Origin of the sequence: Streptomyces aquilus (genome assembly GCF_003955715.1) — a bacterium.
Lineage (GTDB): Bacteria > Actinomycetota > Actinomycetes > Streptomycetales > Streptomycetaceae > Streptomyces > Streptomyces aquilus.
The window spans coordinates 5,188,425-5,208,625 of record NZ_CP034463.1 but is presented as its reverse complement, the minus strand read 5'-3'; the positions used below and the strand labels follow the sequence as shown (position 1 = coordinate 5,208,625).

The window sequence follows — 20,201 nt, the reverse complement described above, 5'->3', positions numbered from 1 at the left end:
GGGAGGTATCGCCAAAACGGTTTAGGGAGCCCGGCCGGAAGGGGTGGAGGGCGGGGTCGGGGAGGGGGTCGGCGTGCGGGTCGCGCCCGGCAGGTTCTCCTCCGGGAGATGGCGGCTGACCTCGGCGGTCGTCAGGCCGAGGCCGCCCAGTTCGATCGAGTCCCAGGCCTGGAGGCGGCGGGTGTCGCGGTCGAAGTAGAGGATCGAGGCCTCGATCGGGTCCGGGTACTTGCCCTCGACCGCGCGCAGCCCGCTGCCGCCGGTGGAGCCCTCGACGCGCAGCCGGGTGCCGTTGCTCATGACCTCCGTCTCCTCGTGGTGCAGATGCCCGGAGAGGACCAGCGGGACCGAGCCGTCGACCTCGCGGGCGGCGGAGGGCTCGTGGATCACGGCGACGTCGACGGGCTTCCCGGCGGTCGTCCAGTCCCGCAGCGACGCCGCGAGCCGGGCGCCGGCCGCCTCCTGGGTCTCCTGGGCGCCGGACTTCTCGCTGCGGTCGGGCGTGAACTGGGGATCGCCCAGCCCCGCGAAGCGCAGCCCGGCGACGGTCTCGGCGCGGCCGTCGTCGAGGACGTGGACGTTCTTCATGCGTTCCAGGTAGCGCTGGGTGACCCGGGAGTCGTGGTTGCCGCGGACCCAGACGTACGGCGCCCCGAGGTCGGCGACCGGGTCGAGGAAGCCGTTCTCGGCGGCGGTGCCGTGGTCCATGGTGTCGCCGGAGTCGACGATGACGTTGACCTGGTACTGCTCCACCAGCGAGGCGATGATCTTCCAGCTCGCCGGGTTCAGATGGATGTCGGAGACGTGCAGGACGCGGATGGTCGTGGGGTCCGGCTGGTAGGCGGGGAGCGTGGACGTGACGTCGTACAGCTTGGTCACGTTCGTCACCAGGCGGGCCAACTCCTGCTGGTAGACGTCGAACTCGGTGACGATGCTGCGGGCGTTGCCGACCAGGGACGGGGCCGAGGAGAGCAGGCCGGAGAACTTCGGCTGGAGGACCGAGTCGGGGTTCCAGGTGGCGTACGCCGTCCCGCCGCACGCGGCCAGCAGGGTCAGGGCGAGGCCGCCGGCGGCGAGGGCGCGGCGCGGGCGGCGGTAGACGGCGAGGCCGAGGGCGGTGGCGCCGGCGACGACGGCGACGCAGGAGCGCAGCGCCAGGTCGAGGGTGCCGTGTTCGACGTCCTTCGCGACCTCGTCCTGGAGGCCGGAGAGGCGTTCGGGGTGGTCGACCAGGGCCTGGGAGCGGACCGGGTCGAGCTGGTCGACGTTGACGTCGAGGCGGACCGGGGCGTGGTGGCTGTCCAGTTGCAGGGCGCCGAGCGGGGAGACGTTGATCTTCGTGCCGCCGGTGAGGGACGGACGCAGGGTCATCGTGGTGTTCATGGGCCCGACGGGGGTGCGGACGTTGCCGACGATCAGCAGGCCCAGCCAGGCGCCGAGCAGCACGACCGCGACCAGGCCGAGGGCGCGGCCCCACGGGTGCGGCTGGGGCACGAGCTCGACGGCCGGGTGCGGTCGGCGGGTGCGGTAGTGCCGGGCGAGGGCGCGCGGCGAGCGGCGGAGACGGATCAGGGCGTTCAGGACTGCGGCGGGGACGCGGGCCATTGGTCCCGTATGCCCAAGTGCGGGGGCGGGTATGCGGCGGACTTCGCCCGCGGTGATCAGCCCCAGCCGAGTTCGTGCAGGCGCTCGTCGTCGATGCCGAAGTGGTGGGCGATCTCGTGGACGACGGTGACGGCGACCTCGTGGACGACGTCGTCGCGGGTCTCGCAGTGGCGCAGGGTCGGGCCCATGTAGATCGAGATGCGGTCGGGGAGGACGCCCGCGTACCACTCGCCGCGCTCGGTGAGCGGGGTGCCCTCGTAGAGGCCGAGCAGGTCGGGGTCGTCCGCCGGGGGTTCGTCCTCGACGAACACCGCCACGTTGTCCATGACCCGGGTCAGCTCGGGCGGGATCCGGTCCAGGGCCTCGGCCACCAGCTCTTCGAAGGTGTCGCGCGTCATCTCCAGCACAGGGCCATTGTCGGGGACGGGGGCGTGATCCGCGGGGTCGGGCGCGGCTCGGGTGCGGTCGGGGCCGCACCGGGGGCCGGCGCGTGTCCTCTTGCGGGCGGCGGGAGTTGAACAGGTTGACTCCCTCACCCGCCCTCGGAGGTGGCTGCCCGTGCGCCCCAAGTACGTACCCGTCCGTCTGGCCGCCACGGTCATGGCCGTCGCCGCTGCCGCCGGCTGTATGAGCGTCGGTGACGACGAAGGGGGAAAGAGCGCCAAGCCCTCGCACTCCGCGGGCGAGCGGGGCGGTGAGGCGCCGGACGGCGGGGCGGCGGTGTCCGGCGGCGGCTCCGGGTACGGGGCGGCGGGCGTCGACGGCAAGCACGGGAAGAAGGAGAAGGGCAAGGGGAAGGACGGGGCGTCGGCGTCCCCCTCCGCCTCGGCGTCCGCCGCGGACGAGGCGTCCCCCTCGGCGAAGCCCAAGCCGGGGAAGCCCGACAAGCCGGGGCAGGCGACCCCGACCAAGGCGCAGCCGACGCCGACGAGGCCGGCCGACCCGGACCCGGTGACGCCGACGCCGGAGCCCCCGTCGCCGGAGCCGCCGACGCCGACCGCCGAGCCGTCCTCCTCCGCGCACCCGGACACCGAGGCGCAACTCGTCCAGCGGGAGCCGGCGCCGACGGCGGGTTCACCGGCGTGAGGGAGTGACAGGTCCGTGAGGGCGTGGCGGTGTGACGTACGTCTAGTCCGGGTGGATTGGTTTGCCTTCGGGGGTGGAGGGTGCGTATGGTGGTAGATCGTTTGATCCCATTGCCCGGCGCCATTGCAGAGAGCGCCGTGTGGCGCGTTCTCTCCCTTGCCGTGGCTGACCGCATAGAGGCGGTCGTATTGCGAAATCACGGAGTTGACGGGCGCGTGCCGACGAGACTCCGGAAGGTTTCGCTTACGCATGTCCATTTCCAGTTCTGATCACATCGTCATGCCCGAGAACGACGAGAACGAGGCCGTCGAGGCGCTCGCGACCGTCGACTCGGTCGAGACCGTCGACTCGGCCGACTCGGTCGACGAGACCCCCGAGGTCACCTTCGCCGACCTCGGTCTCCCCGAGGGCGTCGTGCGCAAGCTCGCGCAGAACGGTGTGACCACCCCCTTCCCGATCCAGGCCGCGACCATCCCGGACGCCCTGGCCGGCAAGGACATCCTCGGCCGTGGCCGCACCGGCTCCGGCAAGACCCTCTCCTTCGGTCTGCCGACCCTGGCGCGTCTCGCCGGCGGCCGCACCGAGAAGCACAAGCCCCGCGCGATCATCCTCACCCCGACCCGTGAGCTCGCCATGCAGGTGGCGGACGCCCTCCAGCCGTACGGCGACGTCGTCGGCCTGAAGATGAAGGTCGTCTGCGGCGGCACGTCCATGGGCAACCAGATCTACGCCCTGGAGCGCGGCGTCGACATCCTCGTCGCCACCCCGGGCCGCCTGCGCGACATCATCAACCGCGGCGCTTGCTCCCTGGAGAACGTCGAGGTCGCCGTCCTCGACGAGGCCGACCAGATGTCCGACCTGGGCTTCCTGCCCGAGGTCACCGAGCTGCTCGACCAGGTCCCGGCCGGCGGCCAGCGGATGCTGTTCTCGGCCACGATGGAGAACGAGATCTCCACCCTGGTCAAGCGCTACCTGAGCAACCCCGTCACGCACGAGGTCGACAGCGCCCAGGGCAACGTCACGACCATGTCGCACCACATCCTGATCGTGAAGCCCAAGGACAAGGCGCCGGTCACCGCGGCCATCGCCTCCCGCAAGGGCCGCACCATCATCTTCGTCCGCACCCAGCTGGGCGCCGACCGCATCGCCGAGCAGCTGCGCGAGGCGGGCGTGAAGGCCGACGCGCTGCACGGCGGCATGACCCAGGGCGCGCGCACCCGCACGCTGGCCGACTTCAAGGACGGTTACGTCAACGCGCTCGTCGCCACCGACGTCGCCGCCCGCGGCATCCACGTGGACGGCATCGACCTGGTCCTCAACGTGGACCCGGCCGGCGACCACAAGGACTACCTGCACCGCGCGGGCCGCACGGCGCGTGCCGGTCGCACGGGTACGGTCGTCTCCCTCTCCCTGCCGCACCAGCGCCGCCAGATCTTCCGCCTCATGGAGGACGCGGGCGTCGACGCCGGCCGGCACATCATCCAGGGCGCCGGCGCCTTCGACCCCGAGGTCGCCGAGATCACCGGAGCCCGGTCGATGACCGAGGTCCAGGCCGAGTCCGCGGGCAACGCCGCGCAGCAGGCCGAGCGTGAGGTCGCCTCCCTGACCAAGCAGCTGGAGCGGGCGCAGCGCCGTGCCGCCGAGCTGCGCGAGGAGGCCGACCGCCTCGTCGCCCGGGCCGCCCGCGACCGCGGTGAGGACCCGGAGGCCGCGGTGGCCGAGGCGCAGGCGGAGGCCGTGGCCGCCGCCGAGGTGGCCGTGCCCGAGCAGCCCGCGGCGCAGGACGTCGACCGGACCGAGAGCGCGGCGCCGTACGAGCGTCGTGAGCGTCGGGACAACGACCGTGGCGGCTTCCGCCGTGACGACCGTCCGGCCGGCCGTTCCTTCGAGCGTCGTGACGACCGCGGTGGCCGTGGCTTCGAGCGTCGGGACAACGACCGTGGCGGCTTCCGTCGCGACGACCGCCGCGATGACCGTGGTGGCCGTTCCTTCGAGCGTCGTGACGACCGCGGTGGCTTCAACCGCGACAACCGTGACCGTGGCGAGCGTGGCTTCGAGCGCCGGGACAACGACCGTGGCGGCTTCCGCCGTGACGACCGCCGCGATGACCGTGGTGGCCGTTCCTTCGAGCGCCGTGACGACCGGGGTGGCTTCAACCGCGACAACCGCGACAACCGTGACCGTGGCGAGCGTGGCTTCGAGCGCCGGGACAACGACCGTGGCGGCTTCCGCCGTGACGACCGTCCGGCCGGCCGTTCCTTCGAGCGCCGTGACGACCGCGGTGGGCACCGTGGCAGCGACCGTCCCTTCAACCGCGACCGCCGCGACGACCGTCCGGGCTTCCGCTCCGGTGGCCACGAGCGCCCGTACGGCCGCCGTGACGACCACCGTGGCACCGGCTCCGGTTCCGGCTCGTCCTTCGGCCGCCGCGACGACAAGCCGCGCTGGAAGCGCAACGGCTGACGGTAAGTGAGCAGACAGGCGCCGTGATCCCCCGTGCCGGGAGGGTCGCGGCGCTTCGTCGTTCACGCGGCCGGAAAACGCTCTCTCCGCACTGTGTGAAAGCTGTAGGATCAGCCGACTTCTGAGGGGGATGCGACGGCCGGGGCCGGGGAGTCTGACGCAGTGCCCGCTTCCTCTCGTGCTTCTGGGGAGGGTTCGCCTTGGCGCGTCATGCCGTCGTACGACTCGTGGGTGCCGCCGCGATGCTCGCGGCCGGCCTCAGCCCGCTGCTGCCGGTGGCCTCGGCCGCGGAGGAGGTGCCGCAGGAGACGGTCGTACCGGCGACGCTGAACAGCAGTCACACGCGGACGAGCCTCTTCTACTCCGACGAGACCTACGGCGGGGACGGAGCGGGCGGCCAGGGAGCCTTCCACCGGCTCTACGACCCCTCCCGACTGGTGTGGACGCGATACTCGGACGGCAGGTCCTTCGAGGTGCCGGCGGCCTCCCCGGGCCTGGCCACCGATGACGGGACGGGCGATGACATCGCGTCGTTCCGCTACCAGGACGGCCACGTCGACCTGTGGAACGCCGTCGACCGGACGATGAGCACCTTGCGGATCCCCGAGGGGCGCAGTGTGTGGTCCGGGGTGTTCGGCGGCATCGTCGCCACTTTCGAGACGGTCACCGCGGAGGACGGGACGAACAGGCGGGTCAACCACCTGCTGAGCGCGGGCCCCGACGGGACCACCCGTGACGTGGTCGTCTCCGGAGTCCCCGAGGAGCTGACCCTCGGAGCGCCGCTGCGCGGTGACGCCACCGGGCTCGTCTTCAGCGGCCTCGTCGACGGCACGCGCCGATCGGTGGCCGTCGACCCGCAGACCGGCCAGGTCAAGAGCTGGACGCAGACCCTGCCCAGCAGCAACGTCTACACCGAGCTGTCGCCCGACTACCTGGTCCAGTACGCCGGCCGGTCCGCCTCGAAGGTGTACGTCTACTCCCGCGCCGATCTCTCGGCGGCCCCCGTCGAGGTGACCTTGGACAGGGCGGACGGTGCGTATCCCGCCGACGACCTCTCGGTGGTCGGCGACTGGCTCGTCCACCGGCCCGCCGGCGGTACCGAGGTGACCGCCGTTCCGATCAAGGGCGGCGCTCCGATCACCCTGCTCACCTCCTCCAACGACGGCATCTCCGCCTCCCCCTCCGGCAACGCCGTCGCCGTCGGACGCACCGGCACCGACGTCGACGACTGGGGCGTCCAGCGCATCCACCCCGACGAGAACGGCAGACCCGCCGTCACCCTCGTCAAGGCGTTGCCGCGACCGCCGTACGAGATCCAGGGGCTCGCCCTGGAGCAGGGGCGCCTCCTGGTCGCCGACGAGAGTCGGGACGGCCAGTACCGCGACACGTACCTCCGGACCGTCGCCGTGACCGGAACGCCCACGTACGGGGAGCGCTCCTCGTACGACGGCACCGACATGAAGCTGTACAGCTGCCCGGCGACGGAGGGCGGCTGCGCGGTGTTCGGTACGGCCGACGACCGCGCGGTCTGGCTGATGCGGGACACCGCGAGCCGCGACCGGCTCCGGGCCAACGGGCCCAAGGAGTACGACTGGGACGAGCACTACGTCCCCGCGGGCGGTCGGATCACCGACGTCTCCGGGGAGTACGTGATCCACACGACCGCGACCCAGCAGATCGTCCTCAGACTCGGCGACAGCTCCGGCCCCAAGGTGACCCGTGCCCCCGGCGCCGCGGCTCTCGACGGTGACGTCCTGTGGACGGCGGGCGCGACTCCCGGCACGGTGACGGCGTACGACCTGAGCACGAAGAAGACCACCGAGACGCTGACGACCGACGCCGGCTGCACCCCCACCGAACTCCAGGCGCTGGGCCGCTATCTGTACTGGACCTGCGACGGCAGGGCCGGCGTCTACGACCGTACGGCGAAGAAGTCCGTGGCCGTGCCCGCCGACGAGGCCAAGCTCGGCGACGGGTATGTCGTCACGCATGACAAGGCCGCCGGAAAGCTGGTGCTGACGACGGTCGTCGGCGGGACCGCCGCCGGCCGGGTCATCGGCGACCTCCCCGACACCGGGGTCTCGCAGCGTGACGTGCGCTGGACGGTCGACGAGGCGGGCGCCAACGCGGCCTACGTCGACGACCAGGAGCAGGTGCACCTCGTGCCCTCCGGGGTGCCGCAGCAGCCGTTGCGGCTCCTCGCGCCGGTCACGGCGTACCCGTTCGTCGAGGCGAGTGAGGTCGACACGGTCCCGGGCACCCTGGCCACCGTCCTGCTGTCGAAGCCGTCCTCCAACTGGACCCTGAGCGCGCGCAACCGCGTGACCGGGAAGACCTACACGGACGGCCGGGACGGCACGGCCGCGCGCGGTGAACTGACCGTCGGCTGGCACGGTGCCGACTCGACGAGGACCGGGGACGCGTTCGCGCCGAACGGCACCTACGACTGGACCCTCACCGTCACCCCCGCGGACGGCGTCGGCGATCCGCTGACCGTCAAGGGCACGGCCCGGCTGACCAAGGCCGAGCCCGTACGCCACGACCACATCGGCGACGACGGCGTCGGCGACCTGCTCACCCTCAACTCCTCCGGTGGTCTGACCTTCCAGCACGGCACCGGCAAGGGCACGTTCGCGGGGAAGACCACCGGGGCCGGTTGGCCGACGAGCGCGAAGTTCGTCCCGGTCGGCGACCTGAGCCGGGACCGCTGCAACGACGTCCTGGTCCGCTACAGCTCGGGCGCCCTGCGGCTCTACAAGCCGCGCTGCGGAGCGGAGCTGACGCCGTCCACGGCGTACACGACGCTCGGCACTTCCGGCTGGACGCAGTACGACGTGCTGACCGCGCCGGGCGACGTGAACGGCGACAGCCTCCCCGACCTGATCGCCCGCAACGCCTCCACCGGCACCGTCTACCTCTACAAGGGCACCGGCACCGGCAAGCTCTCCGCCCGCGTGAAGCTCTACGACAACTGGAAGACGTACAAGAAGATCGTGGGCGCCGGGGACCTCAACGGTGACGGTGTCGGGGATCTCCTCGCCCAGGACAAGTCGAACAACCTGTACCGCTACGACGGGAAGGGCGACGGCACCTTCAAGGCGCGCGTGAAGGTGTTCAGCGCGTGGGGCGGCTCCTACGACGCGGTCGTCGGCGTCGGTGACATCACCGGCGACGGCAAGGCCGACCTCGTCTCCAGGGACACCTCCGGCAATCTCTGGCGCAATAACGGCGACGGCAAGGGGTCGTTCGGGGCGCGGACGAAGATCGCCGGCGGGTGGCAGGGCTACAAGGGTATTTTTTAGCCATGCTGTGACGTGTGTCACGCCCCTGGTGAGGGAATCGCTGGGGGCATGACAGATGACGCGATAGCGAGCGGGCCGTCCAAGGGGCCATCCGGCCTGTCGGACGAGGAACGGCTGGCCCAGCTCGGTTACACGCAGGTCCTGGCCCGCCGTATGTCGGCGTTCTCCAACTACGCGGTCTCCTTCACGATCATCTCGGTCCTGTCCGGCTGTCTGACGCTGTATCTGTTCGGCATGAACACCGGCGGCCCCGCCGTGATCACCTGGGGCTGGGTGGCGGTCGGGCTGATGACGTTGTTCGTCGGGCTGTCGATGGCCGAGATCTGTTCGGCGTACCCGACCTCCGCGGGCCTGTACTTCTGGGCCCACCGGCTGGCCCCGCCCCGGACCGCCGCCGCCTGGGCGTGGTTCACGGGCTGGTTCAACGTGCTCGGGCAGGTCGCCGTGACGGCCGGCATCGACTTCGGGGCCGCGTCCTTCCTGGGCGCCTACCTGAACCTCCAGTTCGACTTCGAGGTGACACCGGGGCGGACGATCCTGCTCTTCGCCGCGATCCTCGTCCTGCACGGCCTCCTCAACACCTTCGGCGTGCGGATCGTGGCCCTGCTGAACAGCGTGAGCGTGTGGTGGCACGTGATCGGCGTCGCGCTCATCGTCGGCGCGCTGACCTTCGCCCCCGACCACCACCAGTCGGCGTCCTTCGTGTTCGGCGAGTTCGTGAACAACACGGGCTGGGGGAGCGGCGTGTACGTGGTCGCGCTCGGCCTGCTCATGGCCCAGTACACCTTCACCGGCTACGACGCCTCCGCCCACATGACCGAGGAGACGCACGACGCCTCGACGGCCGGCCCGAAGGGGATCGTGCGGTCGATCTGGACGTCGTGGATCGCCGGTTTCGTGCTGCTGCTCGGCTTCACCTTCGCCATCCAGTCCTACGACGGTGCCCTGACCTCCGCGACGGGGGCGCCGCCGGCCCAGATCCTGCTGGACGCGCTCGGCGCGACGAGCGGAAAACTGCTGCTCCTCGTCGTCATCGGGGCGCAGCTGTTCTGCGGGATGGCGTCCGTGACCGCCAACAGCCGCATGATCTACGCGTTCTCGCGCGACGGGGCCCTCCCGTACTCGCGCCTCTGGCACACCGTCAGCCCGCGCACCCGCACGCCCGTGGCGGCCGTGTGGCTGGCGGCGGGCGGGGCGCTGCTGCTGGGACTGCCGTACCTGATCAACTACACGGCCTACGCGGCGGTGACCTCGGTGGCGGTGATCGGCCTCTACATCGCGTACGTCATCCCGACGCTGCTGCGGCTGCGCAAGGGCGAGGAGTTCGAGCGCGGACCCTGGCATCTGGGCCGCTGGTCCCGGGCGATCGGCGTGGTGTCGGTGGTGTGGGTCGGCGTGATCACGGTCCTGTTCATGCTGCCGCAGGTCTCGCCGGTCACCTGGGAGACCTTCAACTACGCGCCGGTGGCCGTCCTCGCGGTCCTCGGCTTCGCGGCGGCCTGGTGGCTGGCCTCGGCCCGGCACTGGTTCCTCAACCCCGACCACGAGCGGACGCGGGCACGGGAAGCGGCCCGCAAGGGCGCCCCCGAACCGGTCGATCCGTGACCTTTGCGGCCGGTACCCGACCCCGGCGCGGCCGTGTCCCCGATACCCGATCGGAGAGACGGCCGCGTCCGGCTATGCTCGGGGAGGCAACATCGCCTGGGGCCCTTAGCTCAATTGGCAGAGCAGTGGACTTTTAATCCATTGGTTGTGGGTTCGAGTCCCACAGGGCCTACGGTTCGCGGCGCCCGAGTCGGCTTCGGTCGGTTCGGGCGCCGGGTTGTTTTCCGGGTCAGCGCGTCCGGGGCCACAGGGCGCCGAGGATCAGCCGCACCTGGTCGACCAGGTGCGCGGGGTCGAAGGTGCCGGGGGCCGTGAGGGCCAGGCGGCCGAAGTGTTCGGCGCAGGCGACCAGGGCGTGGGCGAGGACGCGCGGGTCGAGGGCGTCGTGGTCCGGGCCGGTCAGGGCATGGGAGAGCCACGCCTCCACCCGGAGCCGGAAGCGTTGCCGGTCCGCCTCGATGCGGTCGCGGACGACGGCGGGCATGTTGCCGGGCGGCGACAGGATCAGCCGCCAGGTGTCCGGGTCCTGACGGAGCATCGCGGACATGCGGCGCACGGTCTCCGCGGCGAACGCGGCAGACTCGGGCGACTCGGGCGACTCGGGCGACTCGGTGGAGTCGGGCAGTGTGGCGAGCAGACGCTCGAAGGCGCGGGCCTGCTGCCGGTCGAGCAGCGCGGTCAGCAGGGTGTCGAGGTTGTCGTAGGCGCCGTAGACCACGGACCGGGCGACGCCGGCCCGCTTGGCGACGGCGTCGATGGAGATCCGGTCGTAGCCGTCGCTCACGATCACGGCGAGGGCGGCGTCCAGCAACTGTTCGCGGCGCTGTTCGATCGGGACGCGGGGGGCGTAGGGGCGTCGTTTGCGGGGCCGGTCCCCGGAAGTCGTGTGGGTCGACACCTTGGCAGTTTACGACAGGCGTGTCTTAATTTAAGACACCAGTGTCGTAAGTGAGGGGCGGCTTCATGGCGAAGCTCAGGAGGTTCGGGCGCGGCGAGGTGCAGCCTCACGAGGACTACGGCTTCTTCGGGCCCGGTTCGGTCGTGTGGAAGGTCTGGAGCTATCCGACCGCCCCGACCGTGGGGTTCCAGCGCGCCGTCGTCGTCGAGGAACTCGACCCGCCGCTCGTCGCCGCCGTCCACGCGACCCAGGGCATCTACCGGCGCGCCCGCACCCGTTACGACCGCACGCTGCGGTACTTCGCGATGGTGGCGTTCGCCGGCACCCGTGAGGTCTGCAAGGCCGCGGACGTCCTGGTCAAGGTCCACTCCAAGGCGATCGGCGAGCTGCCGTACGGCGGCGGCACCTACGACGCCAACGACCCCGCCTCCCAGCTGTGGATCCAGCTCACCGGCTGGCACTCGATCCTCTACGCGTACGAGAAGTACGGCCCCGGCAAGCTCAGCGAGCGGGAGGAGACGGAGTACTGGGAGGCCTGCGCGCTCGCCGCGGAGTTGCAGACCTGCTCGCCGGACGACGTACCGCGCACCCGGGAGGGCATCCGGGCGTACTTCGCCGAGATGCGCCCGCGACTGTCCGCCAGCCCGATCGCCAAGCAGGCCATGAACCACCTGCTCAGGACCGAGCTCGTGCTGCCGCCGACGCCGTGGTGGGCGAAGCCCGCGAGCCTCGCGGTCGCGCGGGCCCAGCGGATCGCCACGGTCGCCACCCTGCCGCGCTGGATGCGCGAACTGGCCGGCATCCGGCAGTCACGCCTCCTCGACACGCTCATCGTGCCCGTCATGAAGACGGCCTTCGCGCTCGCCCATCTCAGCCCCCGGCTCGAACTGCTCCTGATCGGACGGCTCTCGCCCTCCACGGTCCCGGTGATCGCGCCGATGAAGCTCGGCATCCCGCCCCGCACGCAGGAGGTGCTGACGCCCGCCGAGGCCCGCGCCCGCCACGGCTACCCCAGGCCCGCCGAGGCCCACCTCGACCTCCGCGCCCGGCAGGCCGCCCGCGTCTTCGAGGACGGCAAGGCCCCCAGCGACCAGGGCCTCATCGAGTCCCAGGAGATCCTCGGACCGCTCGCATAACAGGAGGCCACCTCCTGTGCCGGCGACATGGGTCGGCCCCATGCCGATGTCGCCGGCGCCGGGCGGTGCGGTACGCAGGAACGCCGACATCGCTCCCCACGTCCGTGGGTCATGCGTGTCGCTGGGCACTGCTCTGCTGGGCGCGCTGATCGAGGCGGCTGCCCGGGCAGTTGTCCGGCGCCGGCCGTTATCCGACGCTCAACTCGCCCAGCGGCAGCGTGTGCTGGGTCTGGAGCACCTTGGCCCGCAGATAGCGGACGTTGTGGGCGGTGGTGAAGACGCCGGTGGGGACGCGGTCGCGGACGTCGATGCCGAGGTCGCGCAACTGGCCCGCCTTGTCGGGGTTGTTGGACAGCAGGTCCAGCGACTCGATCCCCAGGGCCTTCAGCATCTGCGCGGCCGCCGTGTAGTCACGGTCGTCCTCGGGCAGGCCCAGCGCGGTGTTCGCGGCGTAGGTGTCGAGGCCCTCGTCCTGGAGGGCGTACGCGTCGAGCTTGTTGTAGAGACCGATGCCGCGGCCCTCCTGGCGGAGGTACAGCAGCACGCCGCCGCGTTCGGCGATGCGCTCGACCGCCTCGCGCAGCTGCGGGCCGCAGTCGCAGCGGGCGGAGCCGAAGACGTCGCCGGTGAGGCACTCGGAGTGCAGCCGGACCAGGGGGTTGGGGCCCGGCTCCCCGAGGACGACCGCCAGGTGTTCCTGGCCGTCGACCAGTCCGTGGAAGGTGACCAGCTCGGAGTCGACGCGGTAGCCGTCACCGAAGCGCAGGGGCACGCGGACACGGGAGCGCTGGGTTGCGGCGGGGATGTCGGTCATGCGGGTACTCCGGTCCGTAGACATGTCTGCTTCAGATTTGAAGCAGATCTACGGTTCGAGACCCTACCTCATGCTTTAAATTTGAAGCAATGGATGTATGGCGCTTGTCACGAACCGTTCGTCGCGAACCTCGTGACGAACCCCGTCACGAACAGGACGGCGACGACCGCCGCCGCCACGGAACCTCGTCCCCCGTGTCCTCCTGGAGCCCGTCCGCGATCGCCCGGGAGATCTCCTCCAGTTGCCCCACCTGCTCCGGGCTGAGCCGGTCGAAGATCGCGGAGCGGACCGCCTCGACATGTCCCGGAGCCGCCCGCTCCACCTCCGCCATGCCCGCGTCGGTGAGTGCGGCGATGCTGCCGCGCTTGTCCCACCGACAGCTCTCCCGCCCGACCAGCCCGTCCTTCTCCAGCCGGGTCACGGCGTACGTGAGCCGCGGCCGCGTGATCTTCAGCCCCTCGGCGAGATCGGTCATCCGCAGCCTCCGCTCCGGCGCCTCGGAGAGAGTGGAGAGGATGGAGTAGTACAGGTGCGGCATGCCGGCGTCCTGCTGGAGCTGCCGGTCGATCGCGTCCTCCAGGAGGTGCGTCGCGGCGATGTACGCGCGCCAGGCGCGCTGCTCCTCGGGGGTGAGCCAGCGAGTCGTCATGCCCCCAGTGTAGGTTTGCTTCAAACTTGAACCAAGAGTGCCACGTCACAGCACGCCACCGCGCGCCGCAGCACGCCACCGCACATCTCAGCGAGAGGGACCGCGCCGATGCCCCACCCGTACGTCCTCCTCTCCGCCGCCGTCTCCCTCGACGGCTATCTCGACGACACCGGCCCCGACCGGCTCCTGCTCTCCTCCCCGGCCGACTTCGACCGCGTCGACGAGGTCCGCGCCTCCGTCGACGCGATCCTGATCGGCGCCGGCACCATCCGCGCCGACAACCCGCGCCTGCTGGTGAACTCCGCGGAGCGCCGCGCGGCCCGGGTGGCGGCGGGCAAGCCGGAGTACCCCCTGAAGGTCACGGTCAGCGGCTCGGGCGACCTGGACCCGCAGGCGCGGTTCTGGCACACGGGCGGCGACAAGGTCGTCTACACGACGGACAAGGGCGCCGAGCGTGCCGAGGCGCACGGCCTCGCCGCCGACGTCGTCTCCCTCGGCGCCGACCTCGACTGGCACCGGCTCCTGGCCGACCTCACCGCCCGGGGCGTGGACCGCCTCATGGTCGAGGGCGGCGGCCGCATCCACACCCAGCTCCTCCAGCTGGGCCTCGCCGACGAACTCCAGCTGGTGCTGGCCCCGTTGTTCGTCGGCACCCCGGAGGCGCCCCGCCTCTTCGGGCCCGGCGGCTACCAGGGCGGCCGGCTGCGGCTGGTGGAGACCCGGCGGATCGAGGACGTGGTCCTCATGCGCTACGAACCCACGGCCCCCGGCACCGGCCCGCGCGCCACGCCCGCCGACCACCACTGGCTCCGCCTGGCCTGCGAACTGGCGACGCTCTGCCCGCCCTCCCGGACCGCGTTCAGCGTCGGCGCGGTCGTGGTCGCCGCCGACGGCACGGAACTCGCCCGCGGGTACTCGAGGGAGGGCGACGACCCCGTCGTCCACGCGGAGGAGGCGGCCCTGGCGAAGATCGACGCGCACGACCCCCGGCTGGCGTCGGCGACCGTCTACAGCAGCCTGGAGCCCTGCGCCCGCCGTGCCTCCCGCCCCGCGCCGTGCGCCCGGCTGATCCTCGACGCCGGGGTACGGCGGGTGGTGACGGCCTGGCGGGAGCCGGACACGTTCGTGACGGCGGCGGACGGGAACGGGCTGCTGGTGGCGCACGGGGTCGACGTCGTCGTACTGCCGGAGTACGAGGAGCGGGCGAAGGCGCCGAACGAGCACCTGCTGTCGTAACGTCAGCCGGCCGCGACCACGGCGGCCGTGGCCTCGGCCGACCGATCGGACCAACAGATCCTGCGCCCCGGCAACCCCCGGTCCACGCTTCCCCTATGAGGCCCCGACTCACCGCCGCTCTCCTGCTGGCCCCGCTCCTCGCCACCGCCTGCGCGGGGACCGGCGCCGACACCCGCACCATGGCCCGCGCCCTCCCCCCGGACACCGCCTTCACCCACCCCGGCGTGCTCGTCAGCGAGGCGCAGCTGGAGGCCGTGAAGAAGAACGTCACCGCGGGCAAGCAGCCGTGGCTCAAGGCCTACCTCGACATGCGGGACAGCAAGTACGGGGCGTACAAGTACCGGCCCGAGCCGTACGCCAGCGTCGACTGCCCCGGTGGCGACCACGCCGACCGGCCCGCGCACGGCTGTGTCGAGGAGCGCGAGGACGCCATCGCCGCCTACACCCAGGCCCTGCTGTTCCGGATCACCGGCAAGCAGCAGCACGCCGTGAAGGCCAGGGAGATCATGGACGCCTGGTCGGCGACGATGCGGCGGCACACCGAGGAGGACGCCGGGTTGCAGACCGGGTGGGCCGGGTCGACGTGGGCGCGGGCCGCCGAGATCGTCCGGCACAGTCCCGGCGCGGGCTGGCCGGCGGACCGGGTCGCCCGGTTCGAGACCATGCTGCGCACGGCGTATCTGCCGACCGTCACCCGCAAGGTCCCCGACTACAACGGCAACTGGGACCTCGTGATGACCGACGCGGCCATCGGGATCGCCGTCTTCCTGGAGGACCGCAAGGCCTTCGAGCACGCCCTGGAACGGTTCCGCGAGCGCGTGCCCGCCTACTTCTACCTGGCGAAGGACGGCAAGCTGCCGCTCACGCCCAAGGGGTCGACCGTCAACACCCCGCAGAAGCTCACGACGTACTGGTTCGGGCAGCGGACGTACAAGGACGGCATGTCCCAGGAGACCTGCCGCAACTTCAAGCACGTCGGCTACTCCGTCGCCGCCACCGCCCACATCGCCGAGACCGCCTGGCACCAGGGCATCGACCTGTACGGCGAGGTGAAGGACCGGCTCAAGAGCGCCCTCGCCTTCCACGCCCGGTACCAGGCCGGGGAGTCCGCCCCCGTGTGGCTGTGCGGCGGCAAGGTGGACCGGAACATGGGGCCGGACCTGGAGGTCGCCCTCAACCACCTGGAGAACCGCCTCGGCATGGCCGTCCCGGCCGCCCACAAGCTCGCCGAGGAGACCCGCCCGGCCGGTACCGACAACCTCTTCGTCTCCTGGGAGACCCTGACCCACGCGGGCAATCCCGGCAGCTGAGAACCGCTCGTGAGCTGGGGCGACGTAAAGGTGGCGCGAGGGGTCCCGCGGATGGCGTATGCTGGTTTCACCGACGCGGGGTGGAGCAGCTCGGTAGCTCGCTGGGCTCATAACCCAGAGGTCGCAGGTTCAAATCCTGTCCCCGCTACTGAAGGCCCAGGGCCGGAATCCAGATCAATGGATTCCGGCCCTGAGTCGTTGTCCGGGCCCTTTCCGGCCGTCGGAGACATGGGCGATGTCACGGCCGGTGATCAGGCGAGCGCCCTCCGCATAACAACTGACATACCGTCAATACCTGTGAGTCTCCTGTGGGTCTCCGGGGGCGGGGTCAACTCGCCCGTTTTTCACCGGCCATGACCCCTACGTCCTGCCGAAAAAGGTTAATGATCAAGCAGAACAGCTTGGAATCCGTACCCCGGGTCTATTAACGTTCGATAACGCAGCGCGGTCGTCCCAGCCGTCACAAGAGTCGGCTCCGTGCGCACGCGCCGAATCCCGCAAGGGAACCGGGGAACCACCAACTTGGGGTGAATCACGCGGAAGTCGCCGTGGCAGCACGGCGGTTATACGCGCGTAGGAGACCTTCCTGCTCCGAACCCGTCAGCTAACCCGGTAGGCGAGAAGGAAGGAAAGGAGCACGCCCACGTGGCGTCAAACCGGCCTGCCCCCGAGGCCCCGTACGTGCCGAGCCAGCGCAGCACCGATGCCTTCGGCTACGGCAGCTACCACCACGACGAGGGCCCGCAGGACGTCTGGAATCCCACCGAGGACTCCCTCCGCCCGCCGCGTGGCAAGCACCGGGTGGCCAAGCAGCGCGGCGGGGGACTCGCCCGCAGCTCCACGGTCCTGGGCGTCGGTGTCATAGCCGCCGTCGGCGCGGGCGGCATGGCCAGCGCCAACACCGGCAAGCCGCCGGTCTCCATCTCGATCCCCGACCTGCCCAACGTGGGCGGCGTCTTCGGCGGTGACGACGAGGCCCCCAAGGGTTCCGCCACCGCCCTCAGCAGCCTGGCCACCAGCGCCACGCGGACCGCCGAGAGCGGCTCGGACGCCGGTGAGGCGCTGCGCAACCGGATCATGGCGCAGGCCGAGAGCCAGCAGAACCAGGTCGACAACAAGGCGCAGCTGGCCGCCGAGGCCGAGGTCGCCACGCAGACCGCGAAGGCCGAGGCCGCCGCGCTCAAGCAGGCCGCCGACGACGCCGCCGCGGCGAAGAAGGCCGCCGAGGAGAAGGCCGCGAAGGAGGCCGAGGCCAAGCGCCTCGCCGAGCTCGCCAAGCAGTTCACGCTGCCGACCTCCTCGTACACGATCACCTCGACCTTCGGTCAGGCCGGCTCGCTGTGGTCCTCCGGCTACCACACCGGGCTCGACTTCGCGGCCCCCACGGGCACGCTGATCAAGGCGATCCACAGCGGCACCATCACGGAGGCCGGCTGGGCCGGCTCCTACGGCTACCGCACGATCCTCACCCTCGACGACGGCACCGAGCTGTGGTTCTGCCACCAGTCCTCGATCAGCGTCAGCGTCGGCCAGAAGGTCAGCACCGGCGACGTCATCGGACGCGTCGGCGCGACCGGCAACGTGACCGGCGCCCACCTGCACCTGGAGGTCCACCCGGGCGGTGCGGACACCGGCATCGACCCGATGGCGTGGCTGCGGAGCAAGGGCCTGAACCCCTGACCTCTCAGAGGCGCGCCTCTCTCTGAACCCCGGCGGTCCTGACGCTCACCCCCCGACGTCAGGGCTGCCGGTCCGCTGTGTACGGAATACCGGCTTCCGGCGCAGGTGTTGATCCCGTACATGACTTCTCTTCGCAAGCTGGGCACGTCCGATCTCGAGGTCTTCCCGCTCTCCCTGGGCGGCAACGTCTTCGGCTGGACCGCCGACGAGGCGCAGTCCTTCGCCGTCCTCGACGCCTACGCCGCCGCGGGCGGCAACTTCCTCGACACCGCCGACTCCTACTCGAACTGGGTGGAGGGGAACTCGGGCGGCGAGTCCGAGACCATCATCGGCAAGTGGACCAAGGCGCGCGGCAACCGCGACGACGTCGTGATCGCCACGAAGGTCAGCCAGCACCCGGAGTTCCAGGGCCTGCGGGCCGCCAACATCAAGGCCGCCGCGGACGCCTCCCTGCGCCGCCTGGGCACCGACCACATCGACCTCTACTACACCCACTTCGACAAGCCCGAGGTGCCGGTCGAGGAGATCATCGGCGCGCTGGACGAGCTGGTGACGGCGGGCAAGGTGCGGCACATCGCCGCGTCCAACATCTCGGCCGAGCGGCTGGAGAAGTCGCTGGCCTTCTCCGAGCGCGAGGGCCTGGCCCGGTACGTGGCGCTCCAGCCGCACTACAACCTGGTCTCGCGCGAGACGTACGAGGGCGAGCTCCAGGACCTGGCGGAGCGCACCGGCCTCGCCGCCGTCCCCTACTTCGCGCTCGCCTCCGGGTTCCTCACCGGCAAGTACCGCGACGGCGAGGTGGTGGAGGGCGCCCGGGCCGCCGGAGCCGGCAAGCACCTGGAGACCGAGCGGGGCCGCAAGGTCCTCGCCGCCCTCGACGACGTCGCCGAGGCCCACCGCGTGCCGGTCGCCACGATCGCCCTGGCCTGGCTCGCCGCCCAGCCGACGGTGACGGCCCCGATCGCCTCGGCGCGGGTGGTGGACCAGCTGCCGGCGCTGCTCAAGGTCGCGGAGGTGACCCTCACGGAGGCCGAGGTGGAGCGGCTGACGGAGGCGTCCGCGTAGCTTTCGTCAGGTCTGGTAGGGGTTGTACGCGGGGTACGGCGCCGACTGCTGGCCGTACCCGTACACCCCGTACATCGGCCACGGTGCCGCCACCACCGGGACCGGCGGTGCCGTCGTCCGGGCCGCGTGGTCGAGCGCCGGGCGGGCGACGTCCCGCCGGGCCCACAGCTCGTGCAACAACTCCCTCTCCCGTACGACGAAGTCGGCGCCGGCGCGGCCGCGGCGCCCCCGGTGCCGCAGGAACGCCAGCGACGTCGCGTACGCCTCGTACTGCGCCACCGCCCGCGCGGCGGGCCGTCCGGCGTGCCGGCGGGCGTACTGGCGGGCGATGCGCCGGGCCCGCATCGAACTGAGCGCGAAGGGCTCGGCGGGGGTGAGCCAGCCGGCCACGGCGTAGGCGGGCAGTTCCTCGCGGACGGTCCTCAGCTCGCGCTGCCGGGTCCAGATGACCAGCCAGGTCAGCAGCCCGAACGCGGGGACCATGAAGGCCGCGTACACGGCGAAGAAGCCGTACTCCCCGAAGGTGGACGAGCCGTTCCAGACGGCGTGCATGCCCATCGCGAGCAGCAGGCCGGAGAGGGGGACGAGGACGCGGCGGAGGTGGTGGCGGTCGGCGGAGAGGGCGGCGATGCCGAAGCCGATGCCGGTGAGGACCGTGAACAGGGGGTGCGCGAACGGGGACATGATCACGCGCACGAAGAACGTCGCCGCGGTCACGGACGCGATGCCGCGGTCGCCGGTGAGCTGGTCGGTGCCGAAGGCGGTGCCGAGGTAGAGGATGTTCTCGGTGAACGCGAAGCCGGTGGCGGTGACCCCGGCTATCACCACGCCGTCGACGATCCCGGTGAAGTCCCGTCTGCGGAAGAGGAAGACCAGCAGGACGGCGGCGGCCTTCGCGGACTCCTCCACGATGGGCGCTATGACCGTGGCACCCAGGGTGTCCGCGCTGGACGGGTCGGCTGTCGCCGTGGCTATCCATCTCGTGGCGAAGCTGTTGGCGACGATCGCTATCAGCGCGGCCGCGCAGGCGCCCCAGGCGAAGCAGAACAGCAGATTGCGCCAGGGGCCCGGTTCGACGCGGTCCAGCCAGCGGAACGCGGCTATCAGCAGCGGCACGGGCAGGATCGCGAGGCCGAGGCCGACCAGGAAGCCCTCGGTGCCGGTCTGCTCGCGCACCAGGGCCAGGATGACGAGCCCGGACAGGGCCAGCAGGGTGGTGAGGGCGCCGTAGCGCACCGACTTCCGCTGCCACCAGTGCGCGTGCCGCAGTGCACCGCCGGCGGGGCCGGTGGGAGGGTGCGCGGGGTACGGGGGAAAGGTGGCCACGGCATTGACCTTAACGAGGGGGGTGG

At 71.3% G+C, this 20,201-nt stretch carries 15 protein-coding genes, 2 tRNA genes and 1 riboswitch; of the genes, 11 read left to right on the top strand and 6 right to left on the bottom strand.

The genetic code is table 11. The features are described from left to right. Nucleotides 1-21: 21 nt before the first annotated feature. Nucleotides 22-1,605 (bottom strand): metallophosphoesterase family protein, encoded by a 1,584-nt coding sequence (locus EJC51_RS23805; RefSeq protein WP_126272946.1) that lies wholly within the window; start codon nt 1,603-1,605, stop codon nt 22-24. 56 nt (nt 1,606-1,661) lie between these two features. Beyond that, the gene (locus EJC51_RS23800) at nt 1,662-2,012 is read right to left on the bottom strand and encodes a metallopeptidase family protein (protein ID WP_126272945.1); all 351 of its coding nucleotides are present in this window, start codon (nt 2,010-2,012) and stop codon (nt 1,662-1,664) included. Between the two features lie 151 nt (nt 2,013-2,163). Between EJC51_RS23800 and EJC51_RS23795 the strand changes: the two genes are divergently transcribed. From EJC51_RS23795 to EJC51_RS23775, 5 genes are all read left to right on the top strand, one after another. Continuing rightward, nucleotides 2,164-2,691, top strand: a complete 528-nt coding sequence (locus EJC51_RS23795) for a hypothetical protein (protein WP_126272944.1) — start codon at nt 2,164-2,166, stop codon at nt 2,689-2,691. Between the two features lie 249 nt (nt 2,692-2,940). Beyond that, nucleotides 2,941-5,154: a DEAD/DEAH box helicase gene (locus tag EJC51_RS23790; RefSeq protein WP_126272943.1), complete on the top strand. Its 2,214-nt coding sequence runs from the start codon at nt 2,941-2,943 to the stop codon at nt 5,152-5,154. A gap of 200 nt (nt 5,155-5,354) precedes the next feature. After that, nucleotides 5,355-8,456 carry an FG-GAP repeat domain-containing protein gene (locus EJC51_RS23785; RefSeq protein WP_244362816.1) on the top strand — a complete coding sequence of 1,034 codons (3,102 nt, stop codon included), beginning with the start codon at nt 5,355-5,357 and terminating at the stop codon, nt 8,454-8,456. Nucleotides 8,457-8,504: 48 nt separating this feature from the next. After that, complete coding sequence (locus EJC51_RS23780; RefSeq protein ID WP_126272942.1) at nt 8,505-10,061, top strand: amino acid permease; 1,557 nt, start codon at nt 8,505-8,507, stop codon at nt 10,059-10,061. A gap of 99 nt (nt 10,062-10,160) precedes the next feature. Next, nucleotides 10,161-10,233 (top strand) — tRNA-Lys (locus EJC51_RS23775). Nucleotides 10,234-10,290: 57 nt separating this feature from the next. Here EJC51_RS23775 and EJC51_RS23770 read toward each other — a convergent pair. Further along, nucleotides 10,291-10,959, bottom strand: a complete 669-nt coding sequence (locus EJC51_RS23770; protein ID WP_126272941.1) for a TetR/AcrR family transcriptional regulator — start codon at nt 10,957-10,959, stop codon at nt 10,291-10,293. 65 nt (nt 10,960-11,024) lie between these two features. Here EJC51_RS23770 and EJC51_RS23765 point away from each other — a divergent pair, with 65 nt between their 5' ends. Then, nucleotides 11,025-12,095, top strand: a complete 1,071-nt coding sequence (locus EJC51_RS23765) for an oxygenase MpaB family protein (protein WP_126272940.1) — start codon at nt 11,025-11,027, stop codon at nt 12,093-12,095. A gap of 187 nt (nt 12,096-12,282) precedes the next feature. Here EJC51_RS23765 and EJC51_RS23760 read toward each other — a convergent pair whose 3' ends face one another. Together EJC51_RS23760 and EJC51_RS23755 are read right to left on the bottom strand one after the other, a co-directional pair. After that, complete coding sequence (locus tag EJC51_RS23760) at nt 12,283-12,909, bottom strand: GTP cyclohydrolase II (protein ID WP_126272939.1); 627 nt, start codon at nt 12,907-12,909, stop codon at nt 12,283-12,285. Nucleotides 12,910-13,054: 145 nt separating this feature from the next. Then, on the bottom strand, nt 13,055-13,558 hold the full coding sequence (locus EJC51_RS23755) for a MarR family winged helix-turn-helix transcriptional regulator (RefSeq protein WP_126272938.1): 504 nt from the start codon (nt 13,556-13,558) through the stop codon (nt 13,055-13,057). Nucleotides 13,559-13,666: 108 nt separating this feature from the next. Here EJC51_RS23755 and EJC51_RS23750 point away from each other — a divergent pair, with 108 nt between their 5' ends. From EJC51_RS23750 to EJC51_RS23730, 5 genes are all read left to right on the top strand, one after another. Next, complete coding sequence (locus tag EJC51_RS23750; protein ID WP_126272937.1) at nt 13,667-14,794, top strand: dihydrofolate reductase family protein; 1,128 nt, start codon at nt 13,667-13,669, stop codon at nt 14,792-14,794. A gap of 95 nt (nt 14,795-14,889) precedes the next feature. After that, on the top strand, nt 14,890-16,104 hold the full coding sequence (locus tag EJC51_RS23745; RefSeq protein ID WP_126272936.1) for an alginate lyase family protein: 1,215 nt from the start codon (nt 14,890-14,892) through the stop codon (nt 16,102-16,104). A gap of 74 nt (nt 16,105-16,178) precedes the next feature. Next, a tRNA-Met gene (locus EJC51_RS23740) sits at nt 16,179-16,252 on the top strand. Between the two features lie 328 nt (nt 16,253-16,580). Next, nucleotides 16,581-16,738: riboswitch (cyclic di-AMP (ydaO/yuaA leader) on the top strand. A gap of 11 nt (nt 16,739-16,749) precedes the next feature. Next, on the top strand, nt 16,750-17,784 hold the full coding sequence (locus EJC51_RS23735) for a M23 family metallopeptidase (RefSeq protein WP_126272935.1): 1,035 nt from the start codon (nt 16,750-16,752) through the stop codon (nt 17,782-17,784). A gap of 120 nt (nt 17,785-17,904) precedes the next feature. Continuing rightward, nucleotides 17,905-18,849, top strand: a complete 945-nt coding sequence (locus EJC51_RS23730) for an aldo/keto reductase (protein ID WP_126272934.1) — start codon at nt 17,905-17,907, stop codon at nt 18,847-18,849. Between the two features lie 6 nt (nt 18,850-18,855). On the opposite strand, the gene EJC51_RS23725 is transcribed toward EJC51_RS23730, so the two are convergent. Then, nucleotides 18,856-20,175 (bottom strand): PrsW family intramembrane metalloprotease, encoded by a 1,320-nt coding sequence (locus tag EJC51_RS23725; protein WP_126272933.1) that lies wholly within the window; start codon nt 20,173-20,175, stop codon nt 18,856-18,858. Nucleotides 20,176-20,201: the final 26 nt, after the last annotated feature.